The following is a 14,946-nucleotide window of genomic DNA, read 5'->3' as shown; positions in this document are numbered from 1 at the left end:
CGCGGCGCCGCCGGACGACACAGCGTACGGTGCCGATCGCCGGGTCCGCAGGGGTCAGCATCATGCTGATCGGAACGCCCCGCCGTCAGCCGCACGCTCGACTACGCACGGGTCGAGACCGATTCGGCCCCAACGGAGTACCGGATCACGCTGGGTCGAAGGCGAGTTTCAGTCCGAGCGCGAGCAGGACAGAGCCGGTGAGGCCTTCCATCCACCGTTTCACCGAGCGACGATCGAGCCACGCCCTGGCGAACCGGACACCGCAGATCAGCACCGCGCACCACAGCAGACCCTCGACGAAATGCACCAGCGTCAGCGCAGTACCCATCAGCAGATGCGGTGCCTGCGGCGGGATGAACTGCGGCAACATCGCGATATAGAAGACACCGACCTTGGGGTTGAGCAGATTCGACGTCGCGCCGCGCACCCACGCCCGCAGCACACTGCCGTCCGGAACCGTCTCATCGGCGACATGGCTGCCACCGGAACGCCACAGCGCCACCAAGCTGGAGACACCGAGCCAGACCAGATAGATCGCGCCCGCGATCCGCAACACCGTGTACGCCACCTGCGAGGTGGTCAGCAACACCGACAGCCCGCAGGTGGCCGCGATCCCCCACACCAACAACCCACTGCCCACCCCGAGCGCGGTCGCGAACGCGATGCGCGTGCCTCGGACAATCGCGGAACGCAGCACCAGCGCGGTATCCAACCCCGGAACGATAGTCAGCAAACCCGCAACAACGGCGAACGACACCAACGCAGTCCATACACTCACCAGCCCCATCTAACTACCACCCAGCATCTTCCACCAGACTCTGTGGCCGAAAACCGGTGGCGCAACGGACGATTGGTTGGCACAGTCGAGGTGTGCCCGATACCGATGTCTTGATCGTCGGCGGCGGACCTACGGGTCTCCTGTTGGCGAATGAACTAGGTCTTGCCGGGGTGCGCGCCATCGTGGTGGAGCGCGACCTCACTCGAAGCCGTCAGTCCAAAGCGCTCAATCTGCAGCCGCGGTCCGCGGAAATCCTGGATTGGCGCGGCTGGCTCGGCCTGATAGACGAGTACGTCTTCGCCAAGCTGCCATGGGGCCATTTCGCTGGCATCCCACTGGATTACGGCAAGCTGGACAGCCGGTTCGCCCTGCAGACCGCCATTGTGCAGGCCGATGTGGAACGCGCGCTGGAGGGCAAGCTCGCCGACTTCGGCATCACGCGCCACCGCGGCCACGAGCTGGTACATATCGACTCCGGACTCGCACCGGGCGACGAGCAGGTCAGCGCGATCGTCGCCACCACGGAGGGCGAGCAGCGGATCACCGCGCACTACCTGGTCGGTGCCGACGGTGGACGCAGCACCGTGCGCAAGCTGACCGGCGTCGGGTTCCCTGGCCGCGAAGGGCATATGCCTGCCACGGTCTGCGACGTCACGCTGACCCGGAAACCGGCCGGACTCGCCGAACGCTGGTCGATACCCGAATTCGACCCCGCCCGTGCCGATTTCGCCTTCCTGCTGGCCTTGCCCGACGGGGTGCACCGATTCGTGTTCGGCGGTCCGGATCAGGCGGGCATCGACCGGGACACCGTGATCACCGCCGAAGAAGTGCAAGGTGCACTGACCCGCAGCTACGGATCGGAGATCGAACTCGGCGAGCTGCGCGCCGGCTCGCGGTTCGTCGATTCCGCCCGCCAGGTCACCGAATACCGAACGGGCCGAGTATTTCTCGCCGGTGACGCGGCGCACATCCACGCGCCACTCGGCGGTCAGGGCATGAGCCTCGGCCTGCAAGACGCGTTCAACCTCGGCTGGAAACTCGCCGCCGACATCAACGGCTGGGCGCCGCCGCAGCTACTCGACACCTATCACCGCGAACGGCACCCGGTGGCGGCCGCGGTACTGGCCAACACCCAGGTGCAAAGCGTCCTGACCACATCGCATCCGGACGCGCTCGCCGTCCGGGCGATGATGATCAGGATGCTGCAACTCCCCGAGGCGAATCGTCAGGTGGCCGAGGATATTTCCGGGCTCGGCATTCGCTACGACCTCGGTCCTGGCCTCGGCCACCGGATGCCGGATCTCGACCTCGGCGACGGCACCCGGCTCGCCGAGCACGCACGCGACGGGTCGGGGCTGCTGCTGGACAGCAGCCCCGACCGCCGGTTCACCGCGATCGCCGACGACTGGAAGGCTCGGGTGCGTTCTGTCGCCGTCGATCCCGGGGTATTGGCCGCGCCGGCGGTGCTCGTCCGGCCCGATGGGTATGTCTGTGCCGCGAGCCACGCCCCCTCGACGATCTCGGCGGCACTGACGTTCTGGTTCGGCACGCCGGAATGACCGGCGTGCTCGGTCAGCGGTTGAGGTGCTTCTGCACGGCGGTGTGCATGCGGCCGAGCATGTCCTCTAGAACCGGACGGTAGGTCGCGAAGTTCAATCGCGCGAATCCCGCACCGCCGGGCCCGAAGTCGGGCCCGGGCAACAGCCGGACCTTGGCGTGCTCCAGGAAGAAGGCCGCCGGATCCTGGTCGAGGTCGAGTGCACGGCAGTCGAGCCAAGCCAAGTAGCTGGCTTCGGGTCGGTGGAAACGGATTTCGGGTGGGAGTGCGTCGGCGACAAAATCGCGGTTGCTGGTCAGCGTCCGCCTGGTTTCCGCCGACCACGCGGCACCGTCGCGCCACGCGGTGCAGGTCGCGAGCACGCTCAGCGCGCTGACCTGCCCGTATATCAGCGGCGGTTGCGCGGCCAAGGCCGCACGGACCCGACTGTCACCGACGTGCGCGACGCAGCAGCGCAGGCCCGCCAGATTGAAGGCCTTGCTCGCGGAGTTGAGTGTCACTGTGCGCCCGGCGATTTCCGGGCCGAGCGTGGCGATCGGGATGTGCCTGCGCCGCTCGTGCACGAGCTCGGAATGGATTTCGTCGGAGATCACGAAAAGGTCGTGTCGACAGGCGATGTCCGCGATGGCCGACAGTTCGTCGCGATCGAACATGTGCCCGGTCGGGTTGTTCGGGTTCACCAGAATCACAGCGCGGCAATCGTTGCGGCGAACGTCCTCGGCCATCCGATCGGCATCGAAGGTCCAGCCCTGCTCCCCCGCGATCATCGGGATCGGCACCAGTCGCCGTCCCATCACCTCGATGGTCTGCAGGAACGGCGGGTAAGCGGGCGTGTGCACGGCGATGGCGTCGCCCGGCTTCGTCATCAGTTGCAGCACGATCTGCAGTACTTGAATGAGCTCGGTGAAGACGTACACGTCGTCCGGGTCGAGCGTGAAGTCGTACCGGTCGCGCATGCGATCCGCGAACGCCTCCTGCAAGGGGTTCCGATCGGGCCGGTCCTCCCACGCCGGGTAGCCGAGGTCACCGTCGGCGGCCCGCCGCAACACCGCGCGCACCGGATCCGGCACCGGAAAGTCCATGTCCGCGATCCAGCCGGGCAGCACGTCCGCCCCGGCTCGCGCCCACTTGATGCCCACCCGCTGCCGGAGCACCTCGATATCGGCAAGATCGTTCATGAGCAGAACCATAGAAGGAAGGCCGTCGAATGCGATTGACAGTTTTCCCGCTCTCACGCAAGAATCTTGCGTGAGCATTCTCCCGTTAGATGACATCGACCACCGGCTACTGGAGCTCGTGCAGGTCGATGCCACCCAGCCCCTGCACGAGCTCGGCGACCGAGTCGGCCTGTCCCCCAGCGCGGTTCAGCGCAGACTCACCAGGCTCCGCACCGGCGGGGTGATCACCGCGGAGGTCGCCGTGATCGATCCGCGCGCCGTCGGCATGGCACTGACCACCGTGGTGCTCGTCGAGCTGACCCAGGACAACACCGACCACTACATCGCCTTCTGTGACCGCATGCTGGCCGAGCCCGCCGTGCAGCAGTGTTATTCCGTTGTAGGCCAATGGGATTACGTCGTGGTCATGGTCACCGAAGACCTCGCCGCCTACCGCCACCTGTCGAACGAGCTGTTCGTCGGCGACAAGTCCGTGCACCGCTACGAGACGCTGCCCACCTACGAGCGAGTCAAAGCCCAACTCGCCGTACCGTTGTCGCCGTCGCGCCAAGAGACCAAACCGTAATGGGCTTCACAGGAACTGCACGGCAAACTGTTGCCGACGGCACGGATAAGCGCGGTTTACTGGAATAGTGCCGATCGGCACGCACAACGGTCCCGCCAAGGAGGTCAGGCCATGTGCTCGGCACCTGTCACCGACGGCCCCGACCCCGAAGTGGTCCGGCTCACCGGCACCACCTGGGAGTCGTTGAGCAGACGCGGTTCTCGCTCGCTGAACGCCGATGCCGCAGCGGCCGTGACCGACCCGGGCACCGGCCGCACCGCGTTCGTCGTCGCCGACGGCATCGGCGACCACCTGGCCGCCGCCAGGGCCTCGCGCACCGCCGCGGAGGTCGCCGCCCGCATCGGCGCTCGAAACGGCGCACACGCGGGAATCCTTGCCGCCCAGGCCGAATTGCTCCGCCAGTTCCCGCAATCGGAGGCGGACAGCGTCCTCGTGGTGGCCGTGCTGCCGTCCGCGGGCCAGCCCGACGGACCGGGCGATATCGCCTGGGTCGGCGACTGTCGCGCCTACCGCTGGAACGGGCGCGTGCTGCACCAGATCACCACCGACCACACCGTCGCCGAATACTGGCGCGCCCGCGGCCTCGGCCCGCCGCCCCGCCTGGACCACATCGTCTTCACCTCGGCGCGCACCGTGCGCCCCGCCGACATCGGCACCGCGACCACCGGCTCCAGCACCGGCAGGCTGCTGCTGAGCACCGACGGCGTGCACAAGCGCCTCGACATGGCGACGATCAAGGCGATCCTGGCCGAGGAGAAATCGCCCGCGATCGCGGTCGACACCCTGGTCGACGGCGCTTTGCGCGCGGGAGGAACCGACAACACCACCGCCCTGGTCGCCGACTGCCGCCCGATTACCTGATCGGCTGACGAACACCGGCGTGTCACCGCCCCCAAAGCCAGATCGGGCCGTAGTTCCTCGAAATAGATCGACTGAGAACTCGTATTTGCTGCAAATTCGCTCTGACTATTCGCCGATGATCACATTTCGGTAACGTCGCCAACTTTGGGCGGGTGACCAGGGCTAACCTTCGACGGTTGCTGTTCTAATATGCCAATGCCGGGGTTGCCTCGGCCGCTCAACCATGCACTCGGATATCAGTTGTATCGACTTTGCCCGGGAAAGTGGAGCGAGATGCAGGAATTAATCGTCGGGATCTGTGCCGCGGTGATCGCGGTGGGGGTTTTGGTTGTCGGGGACCGGGTTCGCCCGAAATCGTGGCGGCAGAACAGTGACGAATCGTCCAGCCACCTCGCGCTCGACCTGGCCAAGACCATCTTCACGGCGGTACTCGCCTTCGTCTTCGTGGCCTGCTGGAACCAGAACCAGAACGCGTACAACCACACCATCACCGAGTCCAAGGGGCTGGTCGATACCTACCTGGCCATCCACACCATGCCGGGACCGGATCAGCAGCGGATTCAGGAAAAGGTGCGGGCCTACACCGACGGGGTCCTCAAAGACGAGTGGCCGGTCATGGAACGCGAGAGCCGCCTCAACGAGGCCACCGGCAAGCTGCTCGACGACCTGCGCAACACCGTCGTGTCGATACGGTCGCAAGACCCGGCGGTCGTCGAGGCGCGCACCCGAGCACTGTCCGGCATCGACCGCGTGACGCAGGCCCGCCATGATCGCGCCATCGACGCGGCCCGCGCGATCCCCCAATTCCTTTACATAGCATTGTGTTTCGGTGCGGTCCTGGTGTTACTGAACCCGGTGCTGACCGGCATGCTGGTCACCCGGCGCAGCCTCGCGATGACCGCGCTGCTCGGCATCGTGATCGGCTCGTCCCTGCTGGCCATCCATGACCTGGAACGGCCGTTCTCCGGCGCGCTCGGCATTCCGGTCGACGCGTTCACCTACGCCCAGTCGCAGTACGAGCAGAGCAATACCGGACCGGTCACCCACAACGAATGAAACTTACCCGGATGAAGTTCGGCGCCGTCGCGCCGCGAATGACCAGGGGCGCACGCGGGTTGGTTGTCGTGAGCGCGTTTGTTCCGGCGGCCCTGTTGTTCGGCGGCCGGTCCGCCGCCGACGAGGTGATCCCGGACCCGCCGGCCGCCGCCGATGTCACGACCGAGAGCACGGCCGATGCGCCGAATGCGGCGCAGCCGGGCCTCTCGGCCGAAAGCGAAGCGGCGCAAGACGTTCCGGCCGGTAATGCGGCTCCACTCGGCATTCCGTACGGAAAGGCGCCCTCGTCGGACATCCCGGCGGGAAACACGCCGCCGCCAGATCCCGCGACCGGGAACTCGCCTCTCCCTGCTGGCGACACACCTCGATCAGACGTTCCGGCCGGAAACCCGCCACCATCAGACGTCCCGGGCGGTAACCCGCCTCCGCCAGCCGAAGACACGGCCACCCCGGACGTCTCCACCGGAAGCGCAGCGCCGCAAGACGTCTCGACCGGCAGCGCCACGCCGGACGCGGCGACCGGCAGCGCGGCCACGCCGGACATCGCCTCCGGCAGCGCATCCGAGGGCGGCCTACTGTCGCTGGACCCGCCGAAACCGTCCGCCAGCGGCATGCTCGACATCGGCAGTGCGGCCGACGACGAGACGGGCGAAACTCCCACAGCCGCAACACAAGCCGCCGTCGGTCCCGCCGCACTCGGCCTCGACAGCGGCAGTGTCCTCACCGCCTGCGCGGGCAGCGCCGTGGCGGGCGGCGCGCTGCTGTTCCTCGGCTCCGCCGCGGGCTCCGGCCTGATCGGACCGGGCATGCTGGCCCCACCCTGGTGGGCCGTGGTCGGCTCGGCGGGCTCGGTGGTGATCCCGCCCGGTTTCGGCTCGAGCGGCTCCGCGCTCGGCAGCGCCGCCGTCGGCAGCGCGGTCACCGGCAGCGCGGTACTCACCTGCCTCCTCGCGCTCTCCACCGCCCCTACCCCGCCCGTGCCGACCTTCCCGCTCTTGATCCCGCCCTCGATAGCGCCCGGTCCGCTCTTCCCTTTCCTGCCGGTGGCCGCACCCGTCGCCGCGGCGGACGCCGAATCACCCACCGTGCCAGGACGATTCGTGGTCGCGGCAGCACCCGCCGCAGCCGCCGGCGACGACGCGGCCGCCTCGGCCACCGACCCCTTCGCCTTCAATACCCTCGAAGTCGTCACCCTGATGGTCTTGCTCATCATCCTCGGCTACCAAGGGTCGACGGAAGCGACCAAGAAGCGACCGCCGCGCCCGTAGCGGCTAGACCGCCGGTTCGTGCGCGGCGGCGGCCATGGCGGCGCCGGTGAGTTCGACGGAGCGCACCCGGTCATCGATCTCCGCTGCGTGATGGGCCAAGATGAGCTCGTCGGCGTTGATGTCGGCCGCGAAATCCTCCAGGTACGCAACAACTTCGGCGGGCGTACCGACCGCGGTGTACTGGGTCATCGAGGCGAGCTGACGACCGTTGGGCGAGGCGAGGAACGCGTCGATCTCCGCGTCGGTGTAGTCGACATCGGCGGCACCACGCTTGATGAACATTCGGGTCCGGGTGCGGTAGGAGATCGTCTTCTGCGCCAACGCATCCTCGCGGTCCGCCGCGGCGAACACATTCACTCCGGCCATCACGTAAGGCTCGGCCAGCTGCTCCGACGGACGGAAGCTGTCGCGGTAGACGGCGACTGCCTGGTGCAACGCGTCCGGCGCGAAGTGCGACGCGAAGGCGTACGGCAGGCCGAGTTGCGCGGCGAGCTGGGCACCGAATAGCGAAGAGCCCAGGATGTACAGCGGCACAACCCCTTCCGCCCGCGGCACCGCCTGCACGCCGGAAATCCGCGAGTGCCCCGACAGGTAGCCCTGCAGTTCGAGCACGTCCTGCGGGAACGAGTCGGCAGACGACGGATTGCGGCGCAACGCGAGCATCGTCTTCTGGTCGCTGCCCGGCGCCCGCCCCAGCCCGAGGTCGATGCGCCCGGGGAACAGCGTCTCCAGCGTGCCGAACTGTTCCGCGATCACCAGCGGCGAGTGGTTGGGCAGCATGATGCCGCCGGAGCCGAGCCGAATGCTGTCGGTGTTCGCGGCGATGTGCCCGATGAGCACGCTCGTCGCGCTCGACGCGATCGAGCTCATGTTGTGGTGCTCGGCGTACCAGACGCGGCGGTAGCCGGACCGTTCGGCGGTCTGCGCCAGGGCGACGCTGTTGTCGAAGCTATCGCGCGCGGACTGGCCGGGTGCGATCACCGCCAGATCGAGGATGGACAGAGCAGTCGACATAGGACGTCGCCTTTCGTAGGTCAGAGAACGCGATGCAGTTGTTCGGTGAAGGCGCGGATGCGTGCGTCGTCGCGGCGGTAGTAGATCCACTGTCCGCGCCGGGTGCCGGTCAGGAACCCCGCGCGCTGCAGGATCGCCAGGTGCGCCGAGATGGTCGACGCCGAGGTCCCGGCCTTCTGCTGGATGAGACCAGCGCACACGCCGAGCTCAGCCGTCTCTCCCCGTTCGGGAAAGTGCACGTCCGGCTCCTTGAGCCACTCCAGGACGCGCAACCGAGTCTCGTTCGCCAGCGCCTTGCACTCTTCGAGCAACGTCCCACCACCCTTCGATATTTCGCTAATTAACGAACTTACGCCGCACACGACAACCCGGCACCATGACCCTGCTCACTAGCGCAAGGCGCCACCGCTCCGCGCACTCCATCCACCGGGCGGGTCCTCGCCGACGAGCCCGTCCACGGACTCACGCAGCAGATCGGCATGGCCGGTATGTCGGCCGTACTCCTCGATCAAGTCGCACACCAGGCGGCGCAGGCTGAGCCGACGGCCGTCGGGACATGACAGATAGACGAGCTGGTCAAGCCCGCCATCAGCATCACTCAGATGATCGGCCGCTCTCGGCCTGGTCGGGCGGAGCGAGGATCTTGCCGTCGACGTTCTTACGCGGTACCCCTTCGATCTCCGTGCACAGCCCGAAAACCCTTGCGGGACTGGTCCATCCGTTGATCCGGCCGCGGTTGTTCCCGATCTGCACCCGCCCACCGGCAATCGCGGTAACGAGGTGGAGGTAGACAGTTCCCGACACCCTGGCCAGCACAATGTCACCGACAGCCAGCTTCGCCGGATCGACCGGCGCGATCGTCACCAACTGCCGACTGCGAATCAACGGCACCATCGAGGAACCCGCGGGCCGGATTCGCACGGTAGCCCCACCGGCGACCCGCGCGGCGACCGCATCCAAAGCGCCCATCCCCGCAGTGTCGCGCTGAACCCATTGCTTCGCAACTCATTTTGACCAGTAAGCGAAGTGGTACAGGTTAGGCGGGCGGTCCGAGCGAGCTGCTGGGTAGACCGATGTCATCGGCGGTCGATACGGGGTGGATTTCGGGTATGCCTGCGGGTTTGCGGCGCAGGCGGGTGGGGGGTGGTTCGTCCTGGCCTGCGATCGCCACGGCGTTCCCACCTCGGCGCTTCGCCCGATACATCGCCGAATCGGAACGCCGCAGTAGGCGGCGGTAGGTGGCGACGTCGTAGGAGCTGGTTGTGCGCGTTCCCTCGAGCACCGCGATGCCGACGCTGGCGGTGATCGGCAGCGGCAGGTCGGGCATGGTTTCGATCGCGCTGCGCAGCCGTTCGCCGACGGCGGCGGCGTCTTCGCGCAGGCAGCCGACGATCACGAACTCCTCGCCGCCGGTGCGCGCGATGAGGGCGTCGGATTCGACCGCCTCGCGCAATCGCTGCGCCGTCCGGGTCAGCACCTCGTCGCCGAACGGATGGCCGAACGTGTCGTTGACGGCTTTGAATCGGTCCATGTCCAGCGTCGCGACGTAGGCCGACTCCTGACGGCAATGCATGAGGTGCGAGGACAGGTAGGAGTCGAGGCCGCGCCGGTTCAACAGCCCGGTCAACGGGTCGGATTGGGCGTCGGCCCGCAGCAGCCAGTGGCAGAACTGCACGAAGGGCAGCATCACGCCGACCACGACCAGCATGACGAGGACGACCGCGAGACCGAGGGCGAGGTCTTGCGGTTGGTGGCTCGCATTGTCCTGCGTACTCTGCGTGGAATCCGCCAGCTCACCGCGAAACATCAGGAATGCCAACACCACACTGGTCAGCATGGTCCACCCGACCTGCAATGCCAGGACCCGCGGACCGTGGAAAACGGTGACGTACGCGCCCATCGCCGTCAGCAGCACGACACCCAGAACTCCGACGACGCGATCGTGCACCAGCAAATCGTTGGCAGTGGTATCGATATCGAATATCACAATCCAGGCGAGCGATTCGACTTCGCGTGGCCACGGCAAAAACCACCAGCGCAACGTCCACAATCCGGCGACGGTCGCCTCGACGCCGCCCTGCACCTGCCCGACCCACCCCGCAACGTCACCCTGCGCCACCGAGGCAAGCACCGCGATCAGCAGCATGACCAGCCCACCGGCACCGAGCATGAACTTGAATCGACCGAGCGCACCGTGTGATTCGAATGTGTCGACCAGACCGCGGTAATCGACCGGGTCGCGCCACCATCTCCGAAACATCGATCGGTCGTCGGTCAATGAGTTACCGCCTTTGGTCGACAACGGACCGGGCATTCACCCGGAGGTCTCCAGCGTGGCGTGCAAATCGACAGTAAAACGAGTTTCAGGATCACGCAATGTGAGATCGGCACACTATCCAATATGGGACGAAACGCCTATCCTAGCGGTCCATTCGTCTGATTCGCGTGCTCATTTCCGTCGCGCCCGGTAGGCCGCAACGGCATTGCGGTTTCCGCAGGCGGTGCTGCAATAGCGACGCGAGCGGTTGCGCGACAGGTCCAGCACGATGCCCTCGCACGCACTGTCCGCGCACAGGGACAACCGGCTCAGCTCACCGGTGCGGATCAGATCGATCAGCGCGATCGCCGTCTCGACGGCGATCCGGACCGGCAACGGCGCCTCGGTCGGCACCGCGTGGATGTGATAATCGACGTCGCCGTGCCGGACGAGTTGCGGCACCGCGCGATGCTTCGCCAGGGTCTCGTTCACCAGCCGCACCGTCGTATCGCGGTCACTGGTCAGCAGCCGGCGCAGCGGCGCGCGCAGCGCACGGACCGCCGCGAGCTCGGCGGCGTCGCCGGCATGCGAGCCGGTATAGACGTGCCTATCGAAAAACGCTGCGAGCTGGTCGATTTCGGTCAGCGTATCCGGTTCCTCGGCCGAATTCACCAGTTCCACCGCAGCCACCAGCGACTCCTCGATGTCAGGAGCAAAATTCATGTTGACATATTACAACGCCGCCCATAGCGTCATTACCCATGGCTACGATGACTCATGACAGTGCCGTGCGGCGGCAGCTCAGATCCGGACTGACCCTCGCGATACTGTCCGCGTCATCGTTCGGACTCTCCGGTTCACTGGCCCGCGGCCTGATGAACGCGGGCTGGAGCGCCGCGTCGGTCGTCGCGGTCCGGGTACTGCTTGCGGCTGTCGTGGTCATGCCGATCGCGCTGCGGCAGCTGCACGGCGATTGGCAGTTGTTGCGCCGCAACGCCTCTCTGATCACCGCGTATGGGCTGGTCGCCGTCGCGGGCACGCAGCTGGCGTACTTCAACGCCGTCGCCCACATGACAGTCGGGGTCGCACTGCTCATCGAATACACCGCACCGATCGCCGTGGTCGGCTGGCTGTGGGTGCGCTACCGGGAACGCCCCGGAGCCGCGACGGTCGCCGGTGCCGCACTCGGGATCACCGGCTTGTTCCTGGTCATCGACCTGCGTTCCGGGATGACCACCAGCTGGGTCGGCATCGCGTGGGCGCTCGCCGCAATGGTCGGTGCCGCCGGGTACTTCGTTCTCTCGGCCCACGGCGACGGCACACTACCGGGCTCCGTCCTGGCTGCGGGCGGCCTCCTCATCGGCGGCCTCGCCCTCGTGGTCGCGGGCGCGGTCGGCATCGTCCCGCTGCACGCGACGACCAACCCTGTCGTCCTCCAGCATTTCACCGTCCCGTGGTGGCCCCCGGTCCTGGTGCTCGGCATCGTGACGGCCGCCCTCTCCTACGTCACCGGCATCGCCGCCACCCGCCTACTCGGCTCCCGGCTGGCGTCCTTCGTCGCCCTCTTCGAAGTTCTTGCCGCGCTCGTCTTCGCCTGGGCCCTGCTGGGCGAAGCACCCCGCGCCCTCCAATTACTCGGCGGCGCACTGATTCTCGGCGGCGTCATCGTCGTCCGGCGCGGCGAGACCGACCGAAGGCGCCCTTCAGCCGCCGACACCGACTCAATGTTCCCTTCGGTACAGCGTCCAGCACGAGCCAGCACCGACCGAAGGGGCCCTTCATCTGCTGAGACCAAGTGAAGGGCGCCCTCGGCCGACTGGGACTCAGGCGGATTCCCCGACGCGACCGGGCTTGGCCACCTTGCGGGCGCGTTGACCACGCGCGACCTCGGTCGCAAGGGCGTCGAGCGGCTGGGCGAACTGTGCCAGCGGATCGACCAACCCGGCCAGCCAGTGCTGGGCCGCCGCTACACCCGCGGAGTCGAGGGCATAAAGCCGTCGAGTCCCGTCAGCACGGACACTCACCAACCCGGCGTCGCGCAGCACTTTGAGATGCTGCGAAACGCCGGATTGCGAGATCCGCGTATGTTGTTGCACGGCAGCAACAATCGCGCCCGCGGTCTGCTCGTCGGCTGCCACCAGTTCGAGGATGTAGCGACGAACCGGATCGCCGAGCGCCTCGAAGATCTTCTCCCGGGAAAGCGTCATCAGGACTGCGAGCTGTCCTCGGGTTCGACCGTGTAGAAGGTGATCGTTCGCTGCGCGGCCGCCTGCGCGGCGGCCGGATCGTCACCGTCGGCGATGGCCGCGTCCGCCCAGCCGAGGGCCGCCACCCGGACGAACTCGAGCCCCTCGGGAGTCGTCGGAAATGCCAGACCCTCGCTCGGGTCCACTGCCGCGCCGCTGGCCAGGTGCAGGCCCAGGGCCATCAGCGAAAGATCCCAGCCGACGCCCACTGCGCCCGGACCGTACTGATCCCAGAATTCGGGCGCGACAGGCGCCTCGTGGGCCAACTCCAGCTGAGTGCCCTCGTCGTTGGCAGTCAAGGTAACCGCCACCCACGACACCTGCGGACCCATCTCCCAGGTGAGAGCGAACCGTCGCGGTTCCTCGCATTCCTCAACGACACCGCCCGCATTGCCCTCGGTCTGGTACCGCCCGCCGACCTTCAGCTCGCCGCTGACGGGCAGGAACCATCGCGGTATCCGCTCGGCATTGGTCAGCGCGTCCCAGAGATCAGCCTGGTCGGTTGTATAGGTGCGACGGGCGATCGCGATACGGGTCGGTGCGCCGTCGCGCGATCCGGTGCGGACCTCGCGAACGACGAGCCCGGCGATCGCGGCAGGGTCGGTGAGCAGGGGCATAACATCCTCCTTCTATAAGCTTGAGCTTATACTAGCTGACTCCGGCCGCGCCGCACAGGACGCACTTGTGATCGATCACAGCTACCAATGGGCCACACCCGGTTTTTTTCACAAGTTAGCTGGTGAATCGCGCAAACCGCTATTCAGCGGTTAGTGTTAACTCCTATATAGCTAATGCTGACAAAGGAGTTGTCATGGCTGTCGACAGTCCGATCCGGCCGAACCTGACGATCTCCGGGAAACCGATGTCCACTCCCTTACGCGACGTGAGAGCCCTCTCCCGGCAAATGGTCGGCCACTTCGTCGAGAACGTCGTGCCGTGTGGCACGTTGCCCGGCGAGGCGATCTACGGCGATGTCACCACCATCACCCGCGTCTGCCTCGAACTCGCCGCCAGCATGCTGGACGGGCAGAACATTCCGGCGAAGGTCGAACAGCTCGAGGAGGCCGCCGCCGGGTGGGCGCGCGAGGGCGTGCCGATCGACGCGATCCACAGCGCCATTCACGCGGGCTTCAAGATGGGCATGGACCTCGTCGTCTCGAACCTGACCGTCGAGGACTTCGAGAGCTTCGTCGACGCCTCCAAGATGAACATCGAGATACTGCACACGCTGACCTCGGCCATCTCCCGCGCCTACTTCCGGGAACTGCGCGCCGCGGTCAGCGAACACCACACCGCGGTGCACACCCTCACCTCCGCCCTGCTCGGCGGGCGGCCCACCTCGACGATGGCGCGCGAATGCGGCATTACCATCGCCGAGTCGTATGTTGTGCTGGCCGTGTCGATTCCGCGTCATCGCGACGAGCACAATCCGGCCCTCGACACCCAGGTCGTCGCGCGCCGCAAGCTGCGCCGCACCCAGGCCGAACTGGCCACCCGCTGCGGCGGCAACGCTTTGTCGCTACTCAGCATCGATGGCGGAACCATCCTCCTGCCCGCCGAACAGCTCCGGGACGACGAACTCGACGCGCTGATCAAGGGACTCTCCGATGCCGCGCAGGTCGGCATCACCGCCACCCTGATGGAAGCCACGCCCGAACAGATCCCCGGTGCCGTCGATCAAGCCCACGAACTCCTCGACATGGTGCACCGCCTGGACTGCGTCACCGGCCTGTACCGATTCGACGAACTCGCCCTCGAATACCAGCTCACCCGACCGGGTCCCGGCCGCGAATACCTCGGCAGCGTGCTCACGCCCCTCGACGAACACGCCGAACTGCTGGAAACCCTGCAACTGCACATCAGCAACAACCTCAATCGCCAACGCACCGCCCACGCCCTGCACGTGCACACCAACACCGTCGACTACCGACTCAAGCGCATCGGCCAGCTGACCGGCTTCGACCCGTCCCAACCCTCCGGCCTCTGGTATCTCCGGTCCGCCCTGATCGCCCGCTCCTACCACCCGACCGACGGCGGTCGCCAAGTCGGTTGAGCGACAGCGGTATTCGCTACAGTGGTGGGGGGGGGGGGGGGGGGCCCCCCCCCCCCCCCCCGGCGCCCCCCCCCCCCCCCCCCCCGCGCCCCCCCCCCCCCCCCCGCCCGCC

At 66.9% G+C, this 14,946-nt stretch carries 17 protein-coding genes; 7 read left to right on the top strand and 10 right to left on the bottom strand.

The features are described from left to right. Positions 1-145: 145 nt before the first annotated feature. Positions 146-778 (bottom strand): LysE family translocator, encoded by a 633-nt coding sequence (locus ACIBK2_RS44180; RefSeq protein ID WP_396976989.1) that lies wholly within the window; start codon positions 776-778, stop codon positions 146-148. Between the two features lie 92 nt (positions 779-870). On the opposite strand from ACIBK2_RS44180, the gene ACIBK2_RS44175 reads away from it, so the two are divergent. Then, complete coding sequence (locus tag ACIBK2_RS44175; protein WP_396976987.1) at positions 871-2,337, top strand: FAD-dependent monooxygenase; 1,467 nt, start codon at positions 871-873, stop codon at positions 2,335-2,337. 13 nt (positions 2,338-2,350) lie between these two features. Here ACIBK2_RS44175 and ACIBK2_RS44170 read toward each other — a convergent pair whose 3' ends face one another. Then, the gene (locus tag ACIBK2_RS44170; RefSeq protein WP_396976985.1) at positions 2,351-3,514 is read right to left on the bottom strand and encodes a MalY/PatB family protein; all 1,164 of its coding nucleotides are present in this window, start codon (positions 3,512-3,514) and stop codon (positions 2,351-2,353) included. Positions 3,515-3,584: 70 nt separating this feature from the next. Between ACIBK2_RS44170 and ACIBK2_RS44165 the strand changes: the two genes are divergently transcribed. The 4 genes from ACIBK2_RS44165 (at position 3,585) to ACIBK2_RS44150 (ending at position 7,264) form a co-directional block, all read left to right on the top strand. Beyond that, positions 3,585-4,079 (top strand): Lrp/AsnC family transcriptional regulator, encoded by a 495-nt coding sequence (locus ACIBK2_RS44165; RefSeq protein WP_396976983.1) that lies wholly within the window; start codon positions 3,585-3,587, stop codon positions 4,077-4,079. A gap of 111 nt (positions 4,080-4,190) precedes the next feature. Further along, complete coding sequence (locus ACIBK2_RS44160; protein ID WP_396976982.1) at positions 4,191-4,940, top strand: PP2C family protein-serine/threonine phosphatase; 750 nt, start codon at positions 4,191-4,193, stop codon at positions 4,938-4,940. Between the two features lie 273 nt (positions 4,941-5,213). Beyond that, complete coding sequence (locus ACIBK2_RS44155) at positions 5,214-5,996, top strand: hypothetical protein (RefSeq protein WP_396976980.1); 783 nt, start codon at positions 5,214-5,216, stop codon at positions 5,994-5,996. A gap of 11 nt (positions 5,997-6,007) precedes the next feature. Next, positions 6,008-7,264 carry a hypothetical protein gene (locus tag ACIBK2_RS44150; protein WP_396976978.1) on the top strand — a complete coding sequence of 419 codons (1,257 nt, stop codon included), beginning with the start codon at positions 6,008-6,010 and terminating at the stop codon, positions 7,262-7,264. A 3-nt stretch (positions 7,265-7,267) separates the two neighbouring features. On the opposite strand, the gene ACIBK2_RS44145 is transcribed toward ACIBK2_RS44150, so the two are convergent. From ACIBK2_RS44145 to ACIBK2_RS44120, 6 genes are all read right to left on the bottom strand, one after another. Beyond that, positions 7,268-8,278 (bottom strand): LLM class flavin-dependent oxidoreductase, encoded by a 1,011-nt coding sequence (locus ACIBK2_RS44145; protein WP_396976976.1) that lies wholly within the window; start codon positions 8,276-8,278, stop codon positions 7,268-7,270. A gap of 20 nt (positions 8,279-8,298) precedes the next feature. Further along, complete coding sequence (locus ACIBK2_RS44140) at positions 8,299-8,589, bottom strand: ArsR/SmtB family transcription factor (protein ID WP_396976974.1); 291 nt, start codon at positions 8,587-8,589, stop codon at positions 8,299-8,301. A gap of 78 nt (positions 8,590-8,667) precedes the next feature. Next, positions 8,668-8,880: a DUF664 domain-containing protein gene (locus ACIBK2_RS44135; RefSeq protein ID WP_396977038.1), complete on the bottom strand. Its 213-nt coding sequence runs from the start codon at positions 8,878-8,880 to the stop codon at positions 8,668-8,670. Continuing rightward, the gene (locus tag ACIBK2_RS44130; protein WP_396976972.1) at positions 8,873-9,247 is read right to left on the bottom strand and encodes a S26 family signal peptidase; all 375 of its coding nucleotides are present in this window, start codon (positions 9,245-9,247) and stop codon (positions 8,873-8,875) included. Before ACIBK2_RS44130 ends, ACIBK2_RS44135 begins: the two co-directional genes overlap by 8 nt. A gap of 67 nt (positions 9,248-9,314) precedes the next feature. After that, positions 9,315-10,556, bottom strand: coding sequence for a diguanylate cyclase domain-containing protein (locus tag ACIBK2_RS44125; RefSeq protein ID WP_396976970.1), 1,242 nt, complete (start codon positions 10,554-10,556; stop codon positions 9,315-9,317). A gap of 171 nt (positions 10,557-10,727) precedes the next feature. Then, the gene (locus tag ACIBK2_RS44120) at positions 10,728-11,258 is read right to left on the bottom strand and encodes a CGNR zinc finger domain-containing protein (protein WP_396976968.1); all 531 of its coding nucleotides are present in this window, start codon (positions 11,256-11,258) and stop codon (positions 10,728-10,730) included. Between the two features lie 38 nt (positions 11,259-11,296). Between ACIBK2_RS44120 and ACIBK2_RS44115 the strand changes: the two genes are divergently transcribed. Continuing rightward, complete coding sequence (locus ACIBK2_RS44115) at positions 11,297-12,334, top strand: EamA family transporter (protein ID WP_396976967.1); 1,038 nt, start codon at positions 11,297-11,299, stop codon at positions 12,332-12,334. 24 nt (positions 12,335-12,358) lie between these two features. Here ACIBK2_RS44115 and ACIBK2_RS44110 read toward each other — a convergent pair whose 3' ends face one another. Both ACIBK2_RS44110 and ACIBK2_RS44105 read right to left on the bottom strand, forming a co-directional pair. Next, positions 12,359-12,742 carry an ArsR/SmtB family transcription factor gene (locus tag ACIBK2_RS44110; RefSeq protein ID WP_396976965.1) on the bottom strand — a complete coding sequence of 128 codons (384 nt, stop codon included), beginning with the start codon at positions 12,740-12,742 and terminating at the stop codon, positions 12,359-12,361. Next, complete coding sequence (locus ACIBK2_RS44105; RefSeq protein WP_396976964.1) at positions 12,742-13,398, bottom strand: SRPBCC family protein; 657 nt, start codon at positions 13,396-13,398, stop codon at positions 12,742-12,744. Before ACIBK2_RS44105 ends, ACIBK2_RS44110 begins: the two co-directional genes overlap by 1 nt. Before the next feature lie 194 nt (positions 13,399-13,592). On the opposite strand from ACIBK2_RS44105, the gene ACIBK2_RS44100 reads away from it, so the two are divergent. Further along, on the top strand, positions 13,593-14,834 hold the full coding sequence (locus ACIBK2_RS44100) for a PucR family transcriptional regulator (protein ID WP_396976962.1): 1,242 nt from the start codon (positions 13,593-13,595) through the stop codon (positions 14,832-14,834). The last annotated feature ends 112 nt before the right edge of the window (positions 14,835-14,946 follow it).

Origin of the sequence: Nocardia sp. NPDC050175, assembly GCF_044459885.1 — a bacterium.
GTDB lineage: Bacteria > Actinomycetota > Actinomycetes > Mycobacteriales > Mycobacteriaceae > Nocardia.
This window is presented reverse-complemented; position numbering and strand designations above follow the sequence as displayed.

Excerpts from the sequence above, each read along its gene's own strand:
- ACIBK2_RS44100 (WP_396976962.1), top strand. The coding sequence starts at position 13,593 with ATGGCTGTCGACAGTCCGATCCGGCCGAACCTGACGATCTCCGGGAAA.
- ACIBK2_RS44110 (WP_396976965.1), bottom strand. The coding sequence starts at position 12,742 with ATGACGCTTTCCCGGGAGAAGATCTTCGAGGCGCTCGGCGATCCGGTT.
- ACIBK2_RS44145 (WP_396976976.1), bottom strand. The coding sequence starts at position 8,278 with ATGTCGACTGCTCTGTCCATCCTCGATCTGGCGGTGATCGCACCCGGC.
- ACIBK2_RS44155 (WP_396976980.1), top strand. The coding sequence starts at position 5,214 with ATGCAGGAATTAATCGTCGGGATCTGTGCCGCGGTGATCGCGGTGGGG.
- ACIBK2_RS44115 (WP_396976967.1), top strand. The coding sequence starts at position 11,297 with ATGGCTACGATGACTCATGACAGTGCCGTGCGGCGGCAGCTCAGATCC.
- ACIBK2_RS44120 (WP_396976968.1), bottom strand. The coding sequence starts at position 11,258 with ATGAATTTTGCTCCTGACATCGAGGAGTCGCTGGTGGCTGCGGTGGAA.
- ACIBK2_RS44150 (WP_396976978.1), top strand. The coding sequence starts at position 6,008 with ATGAAGTTCGGCGCCGTCGCGCCGCGAATGACCAGGGGCGCACGCGGG.
- ACIBK2_RS44130 (WP_396976972.1), bottom strand. The coding sequence starts at position 9,247 with ATGGGCGCTTTGGATGCGGTCGCCGCGCGGGTCGCCGGTGGGGCTACC.
- ACIBK2_RS44160 (WP_396976982.1), top strand. The coding sequence starts at position 4,191 with ATGTGCTCGGCACCTGTCACCGACGGCCCCGACCCCGAAGTGGTCCGG.
- ACIBK2_RS44170 (WP_396976985.1), bottom strand. The coding sequence starts at position 3,514 with ATGAACGATCTTGCCGATATCGAGGTGCTCCGGCAGCGGGTGGGCATC.
- ACIBK2_RS44105 (WP_396976964.1), bottom strand. The coding sequence starts at position 13,398 with ATGCCCCTGCTCACCGACCCTGCCGCGATCGCCGGGCTCGTCGTTCGC.